This window comes from Murimonas intestini, from assembly GCF_024622195.1.
In the GTDB taxonomy this organism is placed as follows: domain Bacteria; phylum Bacillota; class Clostridia; order Lachnospirales; family Lachnospiraceae; genus Murimonas; species Murimonas intestini.
This window is the reverse complement of the sequence record NZ_JANKBI010000005.1, coordinates 167,181-186,018: the sequence shown is the minus strand read 5'-3', so window position 1 is coordinate 186,018 and position 18,838 is coordinate 167,181. Positions and strand designations below refer to the sequence as shown.

Sequence of the window (18,838 nt, the reverse complement as noted above, 5' to 3'; positions counted from 1 at the left end):
GAGGAGAGATTATGGACCTGAGAGAAAGGGTTACACAATTATTAGAGAATAAGGGCGGAAATTATATTCTGCCTTTTTTCTGGCAGCATGGGGAAGAGGAAGCCGTATTAAGAGAATATATGAAAGCGATCAAGGAATCTAATATAGATGAGGTATGTGTGGAGAGCCGTCCTCATCCTGATTTTGCAGGACCCGGGTGGTGGAGAGACATGGACATCATTCTGGATGAAGCGGTAAAGAGAAATATGCGCGTATGGATCCTGGATGACCAGCATTTTCCCACCGGGTATGCTGCCGGTGCAGTCGTAAATGCAGATGCCATGTACTGCCACCAGTATCTGGATTATAATACATTAGGATCCTGGGGGCCCAGGAAGGAAATGGAAATTGACGTGGCGGCCTATGCCAGGCCGCAGCCGGCACCGCCATGGATGCCTCCCGAGCCGGAGGGAATCAGAAAATTTAATGATGACCGGCTGTTTCGTGTCCTTGCGTCCCGCATCCTGGAGGGCGGCGCAGAGGGAGAGACAGTTGATTTGACAGAGGATATAAAAGGCAGTAGACTGATATGGGATGTGCCGGAAGGATATTGGAAGATTTACATAATCTATCTGACAAGAGATGCAAAAGGACGGAATGACTATATAAATTTTCTGGACAGGGACTCCTGCCGTCTGCTGATAGACGCTGTCTATGAACCCCATTATAGAAGATACGGGAAATATTTTGGAAATGTGATAGCAGGTTTTTTCAGTGACGAGCCGCCAATTGGAAATACCCCGGGATATACGGCTGGTGACCTGATAGGGAAACCGGATATGCCGCTTTCCTGGTCAAAAGAAATGGAAAAGGCCTTTACACGGGAATATGGGGATGACGGATGGAGATCTCATCTGAACTGTCTGTGGAGCCAGGATGCAGATACTCATCTGACGGCCAGGATGCGCATTGCATATATGAATGCGGTCAGCAGGCTGGTGTCTGAGTGTTTTTCAAACCAGCTGGGAGAATGGTGTCAGGAGCATGGGACAGAATATATAGGTCATATGCTGGAGGATTGTGATTCTAATGCAAATCTGGGACCAAGTATGGGGCATTTTTTCAGGGGCTTATCCGGCCAGCATATGGCGGGCATTGATAATATCGGCGGCCAGGTAGTGCCCGGAGCACAGGATGCACCGAGAAGACAGCCGCAGATGTGCCAGGATGATGCGGGATTTTATCACTATATGCTGGGAAGGATGGGGGCCTCTGCGGCTGCTGTAGATCCTAAGAAAAAAGGGCGCTGTATGTGTGAAAACTTTGGGGCATATGGATGGAGGCTGGGAGTGCGCACAGAGAAATATCTGATGGATCATTTTCTGGCTAGGGGCGTAAACCGTTTTGTCCCCCATGCGTTTTCTCCGAAAGCGTTTCCTGACCCGGACTGTCCGCCTCATTTTTATGCACATGGTGAGAATCCCCAGTATCGTGCTTTTGGGGCGCTGATGGCTTATACGAACCGCATCTGCCATCTGATCGACGGCGGCACAGACTGTGCGAAGGTGGCGCTTCTTTACCATGGGGAGAGCCAGTGGGCAGGGGAATATGAGAGCAACATACATGCCTGCAGATACCTGACAGAGAACCAGATCAATTTTCTGCTGATTCCTTCTGATGTGTTCGCTGAACCTGATCTATACAACGCTTCTTTTGATGAGAAGGAGAAAATACTGAGAGTGAATGGTACAGAGCTGAGAGCGCTGGTGATCTCAGGCTCCCGGTTTATAACAAGGGCGGCTGCGGAATTTGCCATAAAGGCTCAGGGGCAGGGATTCCCCGTGATCTTTACTGGACGCCTGCCGGAGGGGATAAGCGATGCGGCGCCGGATATGAGCAGAGATATGACAGAGAAGCTTTCAGGCTGTACAGTAGTTCCGGTAAAAGAGCTTGCAGGCCAGTTTGCACAGTTTCCTCTCAGGACTGCCAAGACAGAGCCAAAGGCACGTTATCTGACAGTCTATCATTACGAGAATGGCGGAGATATTTATCTTATTTTAAATGAAGATGCAGGAAATGAGTTCAGCCAGTGGGTGACGCTGCCCGTAAAAGGCAGCCTGGCAGCTTATGATGGGTGGGATAACCGCCTGCTTCCTGTAAAGACAAGGGAGATAGAAGAGGGGACAAAAGTCTATGTGAAGCTGGCGCCTCTGGAGATGCTTGTATTGACAGTGTCCGGGGGGATGGATGTCCTGGGAGGAAGGAACGAAGGGCGTGAAGCAGCAGGAGGCAGGGCTGAAGATGTGAAGAAGCCGGGGGGCGATAGCCCGGAGGCAGTAGAAGAGCTGGTTCAGGCAACAGAGCTGACGGACTTTACAGTTTCCAGATGTGAAGCTAAATCTTATCCGGAGTTTTTTGGGGAGGAGAAGGCAGAACTGACGGAAGGGATGGCCAGGCTCCACCCTGAATTTTCAGGCTTCTACCGGTATGAAACGAAGATATATACAGATAATTTAAAATCGGCAGTCCTCAGGATAGAGGATGCCTATGAATCAGCAGAAGTATTTGTGAACGGAAAATCTGTGGGTATGCGCACTGCACAGCCATATTACTATGAGCTGGGGAATCTGGACGGAGAAGTTACACTAGCCATAGAGGTGGCGACTACCCTGGAGAGGAAAGCGGCAGCCATGGGTGCGGATGTGGCAGGAATGGGAGTTCCGGCGCCATTGTCTCCTGCGGGGATAGTAGGTAAAGTTTTGCTGCTGTCTGCACAGACCGTGAGAATATGATTCGGGAGGGAAGAAATGGATTATTACAATACAGAGAAGGTAAATGAACATATTACTGCGATCCGCAGCCTGACGGGAGAAATCCTGTACCTGATAGAAGGTGAGGAAGAAGCGGCGCTGATTGATACCTGCCTTGGGGTAGGGCAGCTTAAGGAACTTGTCACTGCCCTGACACAAAAGCCCCTGAACGTCCTGCTGACACATGGCCACATCGACCATGCCCTGGGAGCGCCGGAATTTGACAGGGTATACATGAATAATAAGGACGTGGAATTGTATAAGGCGATGTCTCCTTTACCGGAGCGCAAAGGATATATGGAGGCAGGCCTTTCGCCGGAAATTTTCTCACAGATCAGGGAAGAAGACTTTGTTCCTCCCATGCCTGAAAAAGAATTTCTGGATCTGGAAGACGGCATGGTGCTTGACCTTGGCGGTATCCACATTGTGGCAGTCTCATATCCGGGGCATACACAGGGAAGTATGTGCTTTCTGATCAGAGAGGAAAAAATCCTGATCCTGGGAGATGCCTGCAATAATTCTACATTCCTGTTCGCACCGGAATCAAGTCCTGTTGAGGAATATCGGGATACTACTGTGGCGGTGGCGGAGAAAACAAAAGGGAGGTATGACAGGGTATTTATTTCACATCAGGTGATGGAGACAGGCTGTGACATTCTGGAAAATATGGCTGCTTTATGCGGTGATATTATGGAAAGGAAAACGGATGATGTGCCATTTGAATTTATGGGGATGAAGGCCTGTGTGGCAAAGAAATGCAATGAGAGGTTTGAGAGACTGGATGGAAAATGTGGCAATGTGATCTACAGTAAAGAGCGCATATGGAAGGAGAAGAAAGAAGTATGAAATTCAAAAAGGATTTTGTTTTCGGGGTGGCTACAAGTGCGCCCCAGGTAGAGGGGGCAGCGCTGGAGGACGGTAAGGGACTGTCCATATGGGATGTATTTGCAAGGATACCGGGGACAATTGCTGACAATACGACACCGGATACTACATGTGATATGTATCACAGGTGGAAGGAAGATATCCGGCTGATGAAAGAATTAAATATAGAATCTTACCGCTTTTCTTTTTCATGGTCCAGGATACTGCCGGATGGAAAAGGGAAGGTGAACCAGAAGGGGCTGGATTACTATAAACGGATGATAGACGAGCTGCACCGGCAGGAGATCATGCCAAATGCAACCATATATCATTGGGACCTTCCCTATGAGCTGGAAAGAGAGGGCGGCTGGCTGAACAGGGACATTATAAACTGGTATGGGGAGTATGCCTCTTTATTATTCAGAGAATTTGGGGACAGCATTCCTCTGTGGGCCACCATTAATGAACCAATTGCGACTTATGTAGGCTATGCGGCAGGATTTTTTGCTCCGGGACGTAAAAATGAACAGTACGGACGTCAGGCGAACCATCATGTTTTATTATCACATGGGGAAGGGGTGCGCAGGTTCAGGGAAGAAAACCTGTCAAACGCAGAAATTGGGATCGTTGTGGATATCTGGAACCATCATCCGCTGAGAGCGGACCATGAAGGGGACAAAAAACTGGCGGAACTGGAAAATGAAAAATCTTACAGGTCTTATCTGAACCCGATTTTTTGCGGATGCTATTCTGAAGGGCTGCTGGCTTATATGAAAGAAAATAATTGTATGCCGCAGATGATGCCAGGTGATATGGAGAAGATCAACCAGAAACTGGATTTCTTCGGCCTTAACTGCTATAACCGTGTGGTGGACTGTGCGGACCCTGAGCTCCTTAAAAAGCAGAAAAAAGAATTTATCGGCGGCAATTACATGGATAATGGTGCGGAATATTATTCCAAAGCAGTATATGATGCCGCACATATTTTAAAAGATGAATACAAGCTTGACATTCCCATTTATGTGACGGAAAACGGGACATATAACTGCACGGAAGAAATCCGGGAAGACGGCAGTATTCATGACGCACAGCGTATACAGTATATAAACGGCTTTTTGGAATGGATCAAGAAGGCGATTGAAGATGGAATCGATATCAGAGGATATTATGCCTGGTCACTGCTGGATAACTGGGAATGGTCAGGCGGATTTAATGCCAGATACGGGCTTGTCCATACAGATTTTGAGACTCAGAAGAGGACGTGTAAGGATAGTGCACTGTGGTATAAAAATATGATCCGGGAAGTTAAATCCCAGTATAATTCAAAGTAATAACTTGGTTGTTTGGCAAGGATGATTGCTGGGAGTTATACTGGCATTAAGACGGAATCCGGCCTGATCAGGATTTTGATTCTGGTCAATTAGCTGAGCGAAATATGAATATTCTTTTATGTTTCTGTCATTTAGTAACAAATACAGGGTGAATTCTGGTGTTTTTGTCATACGTATTAAGGAATATTTAAGGATTAATAAAGTTAAATATGGTAATATGGCATAAAAAGGTATTACCTTGCAAATCAAATAATTCTAATGTATTTATGGAGGAAACACAATGAAGAGACGGTATTATTTTCTTCTGAGCGCGATGCTGCTTGTAGCGTCAGGTTGTGGACAGACACAGCAGAGTTCTCAGACAAAAGAAACAAAAGTGATTGAAACAGAAACTGAGCAGGCCGCTGAAACAGAAGCTGAAACAAAAAAGGCTGAGACAGAAAAAGAGACTGAAACAGAAAAAGCCACAAAGGCCGGTAAAGAATCAGAGACCGAAACAGAAAAGGCCACAAAGGCTGAGACAGAAGAAGAGAGTGAAACTAAGAAGGCAGCCAAGGCCGGTAAAGAAAAAGAGACAGAAGCAGAGACCGAAACAGAGAAAGCCACAAAGGCCGGGAAAGAAACTGAGCCAGTAACAGAGAAGGCTACAAAAGCTGAGAAGGAAACTGAGTCAGAAACAGAAAAAGCTACCAAGGCCGAGAAAGAGACAAAGGCAGAAAAAGAGACAAAGCCAGAAACAGAGAAGGAAACAAAGGCTGAGAAAGAGACAAAACCGGAGACAGAGAAGGAAACAAAGGCAGAAAAAGAGACAAAACCGGAGACAGAGAAGGAAACAAAGGCAGAGAAAGAGACGAAGCCTGAGACAGAGAAGGAAACAAAAGCAGAGAAAGAAACAAAGGCAGAAAAAGAGACAAAGCCTGAGACAGAGAAAGAGACAAAGGCAGAAAAAGAGACAAAGCCAGAAACAGAGAAAGAGACGAAGCCTGAGACAGAGAAGGAAACAAAGGCAGAGACTGAGTCAGAGACAGAAAAAGCTACAAAGGCTGAGAAGGAAACAGAGAGTGAAGCTGAAGTAGTTGCAATACCGAAGGAATCTTCTGAAAAGATGGAAGAGTTCCTGACGGAGTTCTTTACATTAAATAAGGATGACCGTTTTACAAAGTACAATGAAGCAATGGCAGATGAAAAGACAGCTGAAAAGGGAAGCGAAGAGTATTTTAAAGCATTCGACTCAATGGCGACAGACAATTGCTTTGATATCATGACACGTGACCGCATTCCGTCAAAATACGAAGAGTTAGCAGCTGATAATTATGATTCTGTCGAGGTTAGCAAAATAGATCTGGAAGTTTACCAGGATAATACTTATACATATAAGGTGACTCTGGATCTGATAAAGGGCAAAGACAAGACAGAGACTACTATATCCGGACAGATAGGTATTGATGACGACCAGAAGATCTATAATATCTATGTAAAAGAAACAGGCAAGTTTATCAGAGCATTGGAAGGAAATTTAGATCCGGCAGAGACAGAAGCTGTTACTGAAAAAGCCACAGAAGAAAAGGCCACAGAAGCTGCTACTGAGGAAGCTACAGAAGCTGCCACAGAAAAAGCAACAGAGAAGGCTACAGAGGCTTCCAAAAAAGATAAGTCAAAAGACTCATCAAAGAAGTCAACAAAAGCTGCTGCAGAAGACGAGACAGAGGCAGAGACTAAAGCGGCTAAGAAAAATTAGTAACAAAAATTAAGTATAATTATTCAGCGGTCTGTACAGGCCGTAAGAAAATGATTTATTAAGGCATTCTCCATTTGATAGATGGAGGATGCCTTAATGTTTTGTTTCATAGGAAAAGAAGTTTTCTATGAAATAAAATCCTCCGGGAGGATGCGAAGCTACGCGCGCGAAACAAAAGCTGCTCTATTCAAAATATAGGCTCATGGATCCACAAAGCGCACTTTTGTTTTCGGATAGGAAAGTCCTATCCGAGAACCCTCCGGTCCGGGTCATTTTTTCAAATCTTATGCAGTGGGTATTTGTTGATTTTGCATCAAAAGATGGATATACTATAGGTGAAAAAGAATTCTAATTTCAAGTAGAAAGGAAAACTATGAGTATTCAAACAGATGTTGAGATGTTATCTATACGAGCAATGGAAACATACGCAAAGCATCATCATTTGCCTGGGGAGGCTGTCATAGAATTGTTCCATAAATGTCAAGTTTTTGAAAAAATTATGGTTCAGCATGAATATCTCCATCAAGTGGGTTTTGAAGAAGTAATGGAGTATGTAGATAAAATTATTAGAGAAGAATCTAAGGAACTAATTGTTTACCACGGGACTACTTTTAATTTTAAATCAATTGATCTCGTTAAGTCTCGTAACCGGAGGGATTTTGGCAGGGGTTTTTATACAACTCGAAGTACTTAAAATCAAACGCTTTGATTCATTGAACGAAGAGTGGCTGGAATTCATTAAAAAGAACAGAGCACAAGGTGGTACGCAGCATACTTATGATATTGTTATAGGACCGGTTGCGGATGATAACACGATGCAAACTATACAGCTTTATATTTCAGGGATATTGACTGGAGAAGAGGCTGTTAAGCGTTTAAGATATAGCAAGGTAAACAATCAGGTGTCTTTTCATACGGAGAAAGCACTGGCTTACTTGCGATTCATAGGGAGGGAAAAGTATGAATGATGTAATTTATACCTTTAATGGAAAAGATATAACCATGAATGTCTGCATCCAAATTAGAGCTGTTGTAGATATAATGCAAGAGCAGCTGGGAATTGATTTTGAGGAGGCGCTCTTGCGTTTCTATAAATCGCAGACCTATAAAACTTTACAAAACACGGAAAACGCTTTTTGGGCAGAATCGGCGGAGTATATTGCTGAAAGGTATTTTGAAGAGATGAAAGAAGTGGCAGCGCTTTCTTAAAATTTATGTGCAAATGTATAGAAAGCCAAATGTATGTGGCAATTTTGAGTAATACAAAGAGCACAATATTTTAGATTATGAACGAAAAAACAAAACGACGAGAAGCCCCGGAGGCGGTAAGGAAGATATAAGGAGCAGTAACAGGGATGGTGCGGTATGGCACCATCCCTGTTTTAGGGTGCATTTGAAAATGCTCCACAGCAGATATATAAGGATGCCGCAATGTATTTCCAGTACAATTCTCCCCGTATAACCTATACATTTCGTACAGAGATTTTCACCTCCTGTTTTCCCGCAGAAATAAGAAAATAATTATATATTATAATAAACTCAACCAATCTAAATTATACGAGGAGGATAACGATGGCGGAATTTATAACGGCCGGACAGGCGGCTAAGCTGATTCCTGACGGAGCCACCGTAGGCGTAGCCGGTATGGGATTATCCGGATGGCCTGAGGAAGTGGCGGTAGCTATAGCTGACTGTTTCAGGGAGACAGGGCACCCCTGCAATCTGACTATGAAACAGGGAAGCGCTATGGGAGACTGGAAAGAAAGAGGCATGACAAGACTGGGCTGTGAAGGCCTTGTTACAAAGTGGTCTGCCGCACATATTGGGTCGGCATTTGCAATGAATGACCTTGTGCGTGCTAATAAGATGGCCTGCCATTGTCTGCCCCAGGGAATAATTGTAAATCTCTGGAGAGAGATTGCAGCTCACAGGCCTGGCCTTTTAAGCAAGGTTGGACTTGGCACATTTGTTGATCCCCGTCTGGAGGGCGGGAAGATGAATGAGGTAACGTCTGAAGAGCTTGTGGAATTGGTAAACTTTAATGGTGAAGAGTATCTTTTTTATAAAGCATTTCCGCTGGATGTGGCTTTGCTGCGGGGAACTACAGCAGATGAGGACGGCAATATTACCTTTGAGAAGGAAGGCCCCATCAATGAGGGACTTGCTGTGGCCCAGGCGGCGAAGAACAGCGGCGGTATCGTAATTGTCCAGGTCGAATACAGGGCAAAAAGAGGGACGATGCATCCTAAAGAAGTAAAGATTCCGGGAGCGCTTGTAGATTATGTGGTGGAGGCGACAGATATAAATGCCTGCTGGCAGACAGAAGGCGTCTATTATGAGCCGTCTTTTGCAGGGAACTTAAAAAAGCCAATTGATGCCCTGCCTGTGCTGCCGCTGAATGAGCGGAAGATCATTGAGAGAAGATGTGCAATGGAACTGCGCAAGGGTAATCTGGTAAATCTTGGAGTAGGTATCCCGGCTGATGTGGCCAGCGTAGTTGCAGAGGAGGGATGTACAGAAGATATCATCCTGACTACGGAGAGCGGCAATTTTGGCGGGGTTCCCGCTGCATTGCCTAACTTTGGCTCATCCTATAACCCCCAGGCGTCTATAGACCACGGGTCCATGTTTGATTTTTATGATGGGGGCGGTATTGATGTTGCAGTGCTGGGCCTGGCCCAGTCCGACAAACAGGGAAATATCAATGTAAGCAAATTTTATGTACCGGGCTTTGGATACAGGCTTACAGGACCAGGAGGTTTCATCAATATTTCCCAGAATTCTAAAAAGGTTATTTTTGCGGGCACCTTTATGGCAAAGTGCAAAGAGGAGATAAAGGACGGAAAACTGGTCATCACTCAGGAGGGGAAAGGCAAAAAATTCCTTGAGGAAGTTGAACAGGTTACGTTTTCAGGCAGCTATGCTGCAAAAAGCGGACAGGAGATATTATACGTCACGGAGCGGTGTGTGTTTAAGCTGATTGACGGAGTCATGACATTGACTGAGATAGCTCCGGGAATCGAGATTGAAAGGGATATCCTGCCGCACATGGATTTTACACCTGCAGTATCCCCGGAACTCAAATTGATGAATCCTGATATCTTCCAGGAGAACTGGGGCGGCCTGAAGGACTTTATGTAAAGAATATGGAATATTATACAGCAGAAAATATGACATTAGAATGTCTGATAGAAAAAAATCTTCAAAGGTATCCTGATAAGACGGCTGTGCTTTATCAGGATCAGGCCTGCAGTTTCAGGCAGCTTAATGATCTCAGCCGCAGACTGGCGGATTTTTTCCTTGAACAGGGTATGGAAAAGGGAAGCAGGATCGCGGTTCTGGGGGAAAATTCAATGGAATTAGTTCTGGCGTTTCTGGCAGCAGGACGCATAGGAGCTGTTTCTGTAATGGTCAATCCGAAGCTGACGGATCCGGAACTCTTAGATCTGCTGGAATACAGCAGTCTTTCCGGTATCTGTTTTCTAAACGAAAAAAAGCCTTTTCCCAGGAGTTACCGTCAGAAACATCCTAAAACAGCTGTGTGGAATAAAAAACAGCTGAGAGAGGCCCTGACGGCTGACGGTTCCTGCAGCGCTTTTGAGAGTGCTTTAAAACCGCGGCCGGAGGATATACTGTGCATGCTGTTTACCTCCGGCACTACGGGCCGTCCAAAAGGGGTATTGCTGGAGCATGGGGCTGTTATACAGGTGGCTTATGAAACAGTCCGCATGATGGAGTGGACAAGTGAAGATACCTTCTGCCTGGGCCTGCCTCTCTTCCATGTGTTTGGCCTGTCAGCAGGCCTTCTGTCAGCAGCGGCTGCAGGAGCTTCTGTATGCCTGCTTCAGAATGGGCATTCCCTGCAATTGATGGAGACAGTGGAGCGCTGCCGCTGTACAGTGTTAAGCGGTGTGCCGACTATGTTCCTGGCCATGCTGCGGAACCCGGATTTCGGACAATATGATTTGTCGTCACTGAAAAGCGGGGTGCTGGCAGGCTCCGGCATCACTCCGGCCTGTTATCTGGAGATATGCAGGAAGCTGCCTTTCAGGAACTTGAGCAGGAGCTATGGAATGACAGAAACATCGCCAAGTATTACTTTTTCTCCCGCCGCAGATCCGGCAGAGAAAAAGGCAGTATCTGTGGGAAAAGCTATCCCGGGAGTACATATCTCCATACGCGGCTGTGAGGGGAGCACAGAGCTTCCGGCCGGCCAGGAAGGAGAGATCTGCATCAGAGGATTTAATGTGATGCGGGGGTATTTCAGGATGGAGAGAGAAACACAGGCTGCATATGATCAGGAAGGCTGGTTTCATACAGGAGATCTGGGATATCTTGACACAGAAGGTTATCTGTATGTTTCAGGACGTCTCAAGGATATTATAATCCGGAGCGGAGAGAAGCTCTCTCCGGGTGAGATAGAAAATGTGCTTTTGGAATACCCTCCTATCCAGGATGCAAAGGTAGTTGGGGTGGCAAATCCCGTGACCCAGGAGGAGGCAGCGGCCTGTCTTGTTGCAGAGCCGGGAACGGAATTGAAGCTGGAAGAGCTGGAGGATTATCTCTCTAAACGGCTGGCGGCATATAAAATACCGCGGTATTATCTGCTCTTTCAAAAGCTGCCTGTGAATGCCTCAGGAAAAACTGACGGAAAGCAGTTAAAGGCCTTGCTGAATGACCAGTATCATAAAGGGCTGCTGCGGCAGAGTGTGCTTCAGAAAGTAAACAGTAACTTGGTATAAAATTAATTTACAGGAGGAAATGTTGCATGAGTGAACTCAATAGTCTTTTCTGTACAGAGGAACATGAAATGCTCCGTAAGCTTGCCAGAAGCTTTGCAGAAAAAGAATTAACCACCGAAGTATTGGATAAGGTGGAGGAAACAGGTGTATTTCCGCAGGAAATATTAGATAAAATGGCAAAATGCGGATTCTTTGGAATAAAGATTCCCCAGGAGCTGGGCGGCGCCGGATCTGACTGCCGCGGTTATGTGGCCGTGATGTCAGAGATCACCAGGGTCAGCGGAGTTGCCAGTCTCTATATATCCTCGCCTAACTCGCTTGCAGGAGGGCCTCTGCTGCTGTCCGGTACTGAACAGCAGAAAGAAAAATATTTAAAGCCCATAGTAACGGGAGAGAAAGTGCTCTGTTTTGCACTGACTGAGCCAGGCGCAGGTTCTGATGCAGGTTCTGTAGCCACCATGGCAGTGGAAGATGGTGATTACTATATCTTAAATGGCAGGAAAACATTTATTACCATGGCTCCCCTCTCAGATTATGCAGTCGTCTATGCTAAGACTGACAGGAGCAAGGGCAGCAGAGGGATCACTGCATTTATCGTGGATATGAAGCAGGAGGGAGTCAGCTGCGGAAAGCCTGAGCATAAGATGGGGCTGATCGGATGCGCTACAAGCGACATTATCCTGGAGAATGTGCGCGTACATAAAGACAATATGCTGGGAGAGTTGAACAGAGGATTCACCAATGCCATGAAAACACTTGATACAGGGCGTCTTGGTGTCGCAGCCCAGGCAATAGGCATGGCCCAGGGTGCACTTGATGAGGCGGTCAGATATGCGAAAGAAAGAAAGCAGTTTGGAAAGCCCATCTGCAAGAACCAGGCTATCAGCTTTATGCTGGCAGATATGGCGACACAGCTGGATGCCGCAAAGCTCTTAGTATACAGGACGGCATATATGATGGATCAGAAGCTCAGAGCCAGCAAGGAAGCTTCTATGGCAAAATATTTTGCCACAGAGGCATGTAATGAGATCTGTGCCAAAGCCCTTCAGATCCATGGCGGCTATGGGTACATAAAGGAATACAAGATTGAGAGAATGTACCGGGACTGCCGCGTGTTTACGATCTATGAGGGAACCTCCCAGGTACAGCAGATGGTAATCAGCGGACAGCTGTTAAAATAGAGAGAGGAGATAAAATAATGAAAATTCTTGTCTGTGTAAAACAGGTTCCGGATACAAATGAAGTAAAAATAGACCCGGTAAAAGGTACATTGATCCGCGAAGGAGTCCCAAGTATATTAAATCCGGATGATGCAAATGCCCTGGAGGCAGCACTGTCTGTAAAAGATAAGGAGCCGGATACTATAGTGGCAGTACTGACGATGGGGCCGCCCCAGGCCACTGAGATGCTCAGGGAATGTCTGGCAATGGGGGCAGATGAAGCTTATCTGCTCAGTGACCGTGCATTTGGGGGCGCTGACACATGTGCCACTTCCACCACACTTGCCGCAGGAATCCGAAGGGTAAAAGATGTGGATCTGGTATTTGCAGGACGCCAGGCTATCGATGGAGATACGGCTCAGGTAGGGCCGCAGACAGCCGAGAGACTTGGAATGCCTGTGGTGACATATGTGCAGGATATGGAAATGAATGGCAGTGTAATAAAAGTACAGCGCCAGCTGGAAGATGGATACGAGATCATAGAGGTACAGCCGCCCTGTCTGCTGACAATGGTAAAAGAGCTGAATGAGCCCAGATATATGACTGTAAAAGGAATCGTAGATGCCTATAAGAAAGAAATCACAGTATGGAACCATGAGGATGTAGAGCTGGATCCTGAAAATTGCGGTCTGAAAGCTTCTCCTACCCAGGTATTCCGTTCCTTCACTCCGCCGCCAAAGGGAAAAGGCGTAATGCTGGAGGGAACTGCGGCTGAGATGTCAAAGGCCCTGGTGGAGGCATTGAGAGAGAAGCATGTGCTGTAAAACAAATATGCAGAGGCGGATCATAATGAGGAAGGAGTACATAACATGGGAATCATTGTAGATAAAGAGAAATGTATCGGATGCAGGAAATGTATGAAAAGCTGTCCGTTTGAGTCAATTGTGATGGAGGATAAGTATCCTGTTATAGGCAGTTCCTGCACCAATTGCGGACAGTGCGTGGAAAACTGTAAATTTGGCGCCCTGAGTAAGAGTGAGGAAGGCAGTGCAGAGGTGGATCTTGGCCTGTACCACGGAGTATGGGTGTTCGCTGAGCAAAGAGAGGGCAAGATCATGCCTGTAGTCATAGAGCTGTTGGGCGAAGGCCGTAAGCTGGCAGATGCGCTGAACACAGAACTGGCAGCAGTGCTTTGCGGCAGCCAGATAGGAGGGCTGGCAGAAGAACTGTTTGCCGGCGGTGCAGACAAGGTGTATCTGGCTGATGCCCCGGAACTTGAAAACTATACTACTGACGCTTATTCAAAAGTGATCGAGGAAGCAGTAAATACATATAAACCTGAGATCGTGCTATACGGCGCCACCCACATAGGCCGTGACCTTGGCCCTGTCCTAGCTGTAAAGGCAAACACAGGACTGACAGCCGACTGCACAAAGCTGGAGATAGGGGAGGACCGCTCTCTGATGATGACAAGGCCTGCTTTCGGCGGCAATCTCATGGCAACCATCCGCTGTCCGAAGCACCGTCCGCAGATGTCCACAGTCCGCCCGGGCGTTATGAAAAAAGCTGAAAGTATTCCCGGACGCAAGGGTGAGATCATAGATCTGGCTCCTGTTTTTGCAGAGGGTGATATCAGGACAAAGGTGCTGGAGGTTGTGAAAGCTGTAGGTGAAACAGTATCTCTTACGGATGCAGATATTATTGTGGCAGGCGGAAAGGGAACAGGCGGCCCGGAAGGATTCAAACTGCTTCAGAAGCTGGCTGATAAGCTTGGAGGGACCCTGGCGGGATCCAGAGCTGCAGTGGATGAGGGCTGGATCGAGAAAGCCCGTCAGGTAGGGCAGACAGGAACGACAGTCAAGCCTAAACTGTATATTGCCTGCGGTATCAGCGGAGCCATTCAGCATCTGGCAGGAATGCAGGATTCAGGACAGATCGTGGCTATTAATACAAATGAAGCTGCTCCTATCTTTGAGGTGGCTGACTATGGAATTGTAGGAAATCTGTTCCAGGTGATCCCTGCGATCCTGGAGGCGCTGGAGGCATAAAAAATGACGGCAAAAAGTAAATCATCCAGGCCCGGGTTCATAGCAGCCAGCAATTGTATCCTGCTGCTGTTTCTGGGACTGGTCTATGCCTGGAGTGTATTTAAAAAACCTCTGGCAGATGCATTTGCCTGGAATGACCAGGAATTGACTATGTGCTTTACCATCTGTATGTCGTTCTTCTGCTTCGGCAGCCTGCTGGCAGCGAAGATCACAAAGAAAATCAGGCACCGCACAGTAGTGCTGGCGGCGGGAACAGCTATACTGGCTGCATTTTGCTTTGCAAGCAGGATGGATGCTCTGTGGCAGCTGTATCTCACATACGGGGTAGTCGTAGGATTCAGTGTGGGAGCTGTCTATAATTGTGTATTATCCACCGGAAATGCCTGGTTTAAGGGCAAAAATGGGCTTATGACAGGACTGTTCTTGATGTGCTTTGGGGCCGGCAGCCTGTTATTCGGACCTTTGATCACTGTATTGATGGATGTGGCAGGCTGGAGCTGGACATTTGTTATCCTGGGAGTATTGTTTTTTATCGTCTTTGCCCTTACATCGGTCCAGGTATGTATGCCGGAGGGGGATCCGGCAGCCATGGCGGAAGCTTCAGGAGACGGGGCGATAAGGGAGATCAGAAATGCAGGATTTAAGCCGGGGGAAATGCTGTCCCACCCTACGTTCTGGTTTTATCTGCTGTGGAGTACAATACTCTCTGCCGTGGGTCTGGCTCTTGTGGGACAGGCGGCAACGATTGCCGGCACATTCGGATTTGGCAGCATGGCGGCATCTCTTACAGTCAGTATGGTCTCTGCCAGCAATGGAATAGGACGTCTGGTCTTTGGAACCATCTATGACAGGAAGGGACGGAAAACTACTATGGGTGTCATAGCCGGAAGCAGTATTCTGGGCACGCTGATGCTTGTGGCCGCAGTCATGTCAGGAAGCAGTGTGCTGCTGATCGCGGCATTTGCATTCATGAGTCTGGGCTATGGCGGCATTACCCCAACCAATTCCAATTTTATCAGGGATTTCTATGGGCAGGAACACTATCCGGTAAACTTTAGTATTGTTAATTTTAATCTGCTTGTATCCTCGTTTCTGGGGCAGTATATTGGAAGCAACCTGTATCTGAAGACTGGTTCCTATCTGGTATCAGCCGCAGTAATGTTAATTATCTGCGTGGCAGGCTTCGGTATAAACTTTATACTGAGGAGGCCTGTGCGAAAAGCAGCGGAAGCTGTGGCAGGATGCGGGATTTAATGTTAATATAAAGTAACTATTCAGCAGGTCTGTGCATTTACTGCACAGACCGTAAGAAAATGATTCAAGGGTGCAAAAATCCCATCGCCGGAGGCGATTTTAAATGGATTTTTGCATGTAACTGTGAAGGTACTGAACAGTTACAATATAAATTAGATAGAACAGGAGAGGTAATTATGAGATTTTCAGAAGATGAAATGAGAGTAACAGGAGAATGGTCTCCTGAATTGATGGTAGCAAAAGCAATCCCTAAGTACAATACGCCTATAACTGCAAAAGAAAATTATTACAGGCTGTTCCGCAGAGATGAAAAATGCGAGTGGATCCCGGCCCACTGTGACTGTATTAACTTTAATCCCGTTATTATTCCTGACTGTAAGGCGAGAGGTATGGTAAATGAGGTACAGATGCTGGAAAAGGGCCAGGAGGGCGGCAGAGATATGTTTGGCCTGGAATGGATATATGAGGAGAATGTCGGGGGTTCTATGGTAAAATCCGGAGTATATCTGTTTGACGATGCAAATGACTGGAAGGATAAGGTTGTATTCCCGAACCTGGATGAATGGGACTGGCAGGGATGTGCTGACAGGAACAGAGGAATCTATTTTGACACAGACCGTATGACTGAGTATGTGCAGTTTACAGGGATGTTTGAGCGTTTAATTTCGTTTATGACAATGCAGAATGCCCTGATCGCCCTGATGGATGAGGATCAGCAGGATGCAGTCAAAGAATTATTTGACCGTCTGTGTGATTTTTACGATGATCTGATAGACCACCTGCACAGGTATTTCCACATTGATATGTTCCAGTTCCACGATGACTGGGGTTCTCAGAGAGGACCGCTGATCAATCCTGATACGATCAGGGAAATGATCGCTCCTTATATGAAACGCGTAGTTGACAGCTGCCATAAGAGGGGAATCATTTTTGATTTCCACTGCTGCGGTAAAAATGAAGCTCTCGTTCCGATCATGATAGAATGTGGTATGGACCAGTGGGGCGGACAGGCAGTCAATGATTTTGACTACATTTATGAGAAATATGGAGATAAGCTGGTGATCGGCATAACCCCATATGACTGCAGAACAGAACGCGATGTAAAAAAAGCAGATGAACTGGCAAAGAAATTTGTGGACGATTACGGCCCCGGTTTCCATCAGAAACCATTCTTTGCAGTATTGAGAAGAGCTATTCCGGAGTACCGTGAGTCTCTGTACCGGTATGGAAGGATGGCATTGGGAGAATAAGACAAGGATGCCCATATTTCAGTGAACATGAAATATGGGCATTTTTACGTAATGACAAGGCTACTATTCACACGTCACCGTCCCGCGAAGCGTTTTCGTGCGTATTTTACACGAAAATCCCGAGGGCTGCAGCGCAAAACGGCGATTTTGGCCGTTCCTGTCATCGCGAAGCGTGTTACTGGTGGAGTGAACAGTAACATGGCAAGTCCGGTACCCTTGTCCTTTGTATACTGGATATTGATTAATTACCAATAATCGTATATCTTTAATATATGAATAAATGCTTATTCAGGAAAGGAAGAATAGTATGAGGGCGCTGGGAATAGACATTGGGACAACGACTGTCAGCGGAATAGTAATGGACAGTGAGAGCAGGAAGGCAGAAGAGGCATACACAATAGAAAACAGCAGTTTTATAAGATCAGATCAGCAGTGGGAAAAGCTGCAGGACCCGGAGATCATTATCTCAAAGGTAAAGGGGCTGCTGGATAAAGTTCTGGATATGTATAAGGATATTGGAGTTATTGGGCTGACGGGGCAGATGCATGGAATTGTCTACATAAACAGAGAGGGAACTCATGTAAGTCCTCTTTACACATGGCAGGACAAGAGGGGAAATGAAAAACATTTCGAAAACAAAAGTGTTTGTGAGATACTCAGACAGCAATGCGGAATTCAGGCGTACTCCGGATATGGAACAGTTACTCATTTTTACAATGCCATGACAGGACAGGTGCCTGACGGGGCGGAGAGCTTTTGTACGGTCATGGACTATCTGGGAATGATCCTGACAGGAAGAAAAAGACCGCTGGTCCATGCAGGCAATGCGGCAGGCCTTGGAATGTATGATGTAAAAAAAGGAAGTTTTATAAGTGAAGTCTTTAAAAAAATGAATACAGGTATGGAAATACTCCCGGAGATCACAGAGGAGCTTGAGATCTTGGGCACCTATAAGGGAATTCCTGTGTGCGTGGCCATCGGGGATAACCAGGCAAGCTTTCTTGGGTCAGTGGATAGTGCAAAAGATACGATTCTTGTCAATATGGGAACGGGGGGACAGGTGTCTGTTTACACAGAGGAGTATTTTTCAGTGGATGGAATCGAAACAAGGCCGTTTCTGAAGGGCAGTTATATTTTAGCAGGCTCCTCCCTGTGTGGAGGAAGGGCTTATGCGCTTCTGGAAAGGTTCTTCCGTCAATATGCAGAGGCACTGGGCATTAAGGATACAGACCACTATGAGATCATGGAAGGGCTGCTCCGGTCAGGAAATGTAAATGGGGACAGGCTGCGTGTAGACACCCGGTTTGCGGGGACAAGAGAGAAACCTGCTTTAAGAGGGGCAATTGAAAATATAGGCACGGATAATTTTACTCCGGCGGCTCTGATACAGGGGGTGCTGGAAGGGATGGCTGAAGAATTATATGAGATGTATGTATCCATAGAAAATACTATCCATATTCCTAAAACTAAAATTATAGCTTCAGGAAACGGGATCCGTAAAAATGTTTTCCTTCAGGAGATCGTAAGCAGGAGATTTGCCCGGGAACTGTATCTGGCAGAACAGAAGGAGGAGGCAGCCTGCGGTGCGGCAAAAGCCGGGCTCATGGCAGTAGAGGAACTGTCTGTTTTGGATACTCTGGGAATTAACAGATAAAGTGTAAT

General features: G+C 46.4%; 13 protein-coding genes and 1 pseudogene. All 14 read left to right on the top strand.

Translation table 11 applies throughout. The features are described from left to right. The first annotated feature begins 11 nt into the window (after positions 1–11). The 14 genes and pseudogenes from NSB28_RS10310 to NSB28_RS10245 all read left to right on the top strand — a co-directional run bounded on the left by NSB28_RS10310 (position 12) and on the right by NSB28_RS10245 (position 18,830). The gene (locus NSB28_RS10310) at positions 12–2,771 is read left to right on the top strand and encodes a hypothetical protein (protein WP_257497504.1); all 2,760 of its coding nucleotides are present in this window, start codon (positions 12–14) and stop codon (positions 2,769–2,771) included. Between the two features lie 15 nt (positions 2,772–2,786). Beyond that, positions 2,787–3,635, top strand: coding sequence for an MBL fold metallo-hydrolase (locus tag NSB28_RS10305; protein ID WP_109625141.1), 849 nt, complete (start codon positions 2,787–2,789; stop codon positions 3,633–3,635). Then, complete coding sequence (locus NSB28_RS10300) at positions 3,632–4,984, top strand: GH1 family beta-glucosidase (protein WP_257497503.1); 1,353 nt, start codon at positions 3,632–3,634, stop codon at positions 4,982–4,984. Before NSB28_RS10305 ends, NSB28_RS10300 begins: the two co-directional genes overlap by 4 nt. Positions 4,985–5,264: 280 nt before the next feature. Beyond that, positions 5,265–6,722: a hypothetical protein gene (locus NSB28_RS10295; RefSeq protein WP_109625139.1), complete on the top strand. Its 1,458-nt coding sequence runs from the start codon at positions 5,265–5,267 to the stop codon at positions 6,720–6,722. Between the two features lie 373 nt (positions 6,723–7,095). Then, positions 7,096–7,690, top strand: a pseudogene (locus NSB28_RS10290) (DUF3990 domain-containing protein). Next, positions 7,683–7,931: a hypothetical protein gene (locus NSB28_RS10285; RefSeq protein ID WP_109625138.1), complete on the top strand. Its 249-nt coding sequence runs from the start codon at positions 7,683–7,685 to the stop codon at positions 7,929–7,931. The pseudogene NSB28_RS10290 and the gene NSB28_RS10285 overlap by 8 nt, the downstream one beginning before the upstream one ends. Before the next feature lie 363 nt (positions 7,932–8,294). Then, the gene (locus NSB28_RS10280; protein ID WP_109625137.1) at positions 8,295–9,863 is read left to right on the top strand and encodes an acyl CoA:acetate/3-ketoacid CoA transferase; all 1,569 of its coding nucleotides are present in this window, start codon (positions 8,295–8,297) and stop codon (positions 9,861–9,863) included. Between the two features lie 29 nt (positions 9,864–9,892). Next, a complete protein-coding gene (locus tag NSB28_RS10275; protein ID WP_257497502.1) occupies positions 9,893–11,464 on the top strand; it encodes a class I adenylate-forming enzyme family protein in 1,572 nt (523 codons plus the stop codon). A 26-nt stretch (positions 11,465–11,490) separates the two neighbouring features. Beyond that, a complete protein-coding gene (locus tag NSB28_RS10270) occupies positions 11,491–12,645 on the top strand; it encodes an acyl-CoA dehydrogenase family protein (RefSeq protein WP_109625135.1) in 1,155 nt (384 codons plus the stop codon). A 17-nt stretch (positions 12,646–12,662) separates the two neighbouring features. Continuing rightward, positions 12,663–13,448 (top strand): electron transfer flavoprotein subunit beta, encoded by a 786-nt coding sequence (etfB, locus tag NSB28_RS10265; RefSeq protein WP_109625134.1) that lies wholly within the window; start codon positions 12,663–12,665, stop codon positions 13,446–13,448. 45 nt (positions 13,449–13,493) lie between these two features. Further along, the gene (locus NSB28_RS10260) at positions 13,494–14,672 is read left to right on the top strand and encodes an electron transfer flavoprotein subunit alpha (RefSeq protein WP_109625133.1); all 1,179 of its coding nucleotides are present in this window, start codon (positions 13,494–13,496) and stop codon (positions 14,670–14,672) included. Between the two features lie 3 nt (positions 14,673–14,675). Next, entirely contained in the window at positions 14,676–15,926 is a 1,251-nt protein-coding gene (locus NSB28_RS10255; protein WP_109625132.1) for an MFS transporter, read from the top strand. A 176-nt stretch (positions 15,927–16,102) separates the two neighbouring features. Beyond that, positions 16,103–17,176: a uroporphyrinogen decarboxylase family protein gene (locus NSB28_RS10250; protein ID WP_187374142.1), complete on the top strand. Its 1,074-nt coding sequence runs from the start codon at positions 16,103–16,105 to the stop codon at positions 17,174–17,176. A 307-nt stretch (positions 17,177–17,483) separates the two neighbouring features. Next, entirely contained in the window at positions 17,484–18,830 is a 1,347-nt protein-coding gene (locus tag NSB28_RS10245) for a sedoheptulokinase (protein ID WP_109625130.1), read from the top strand. Positions 18,831–18,838 lie beyond the last annotated feature (8 nt).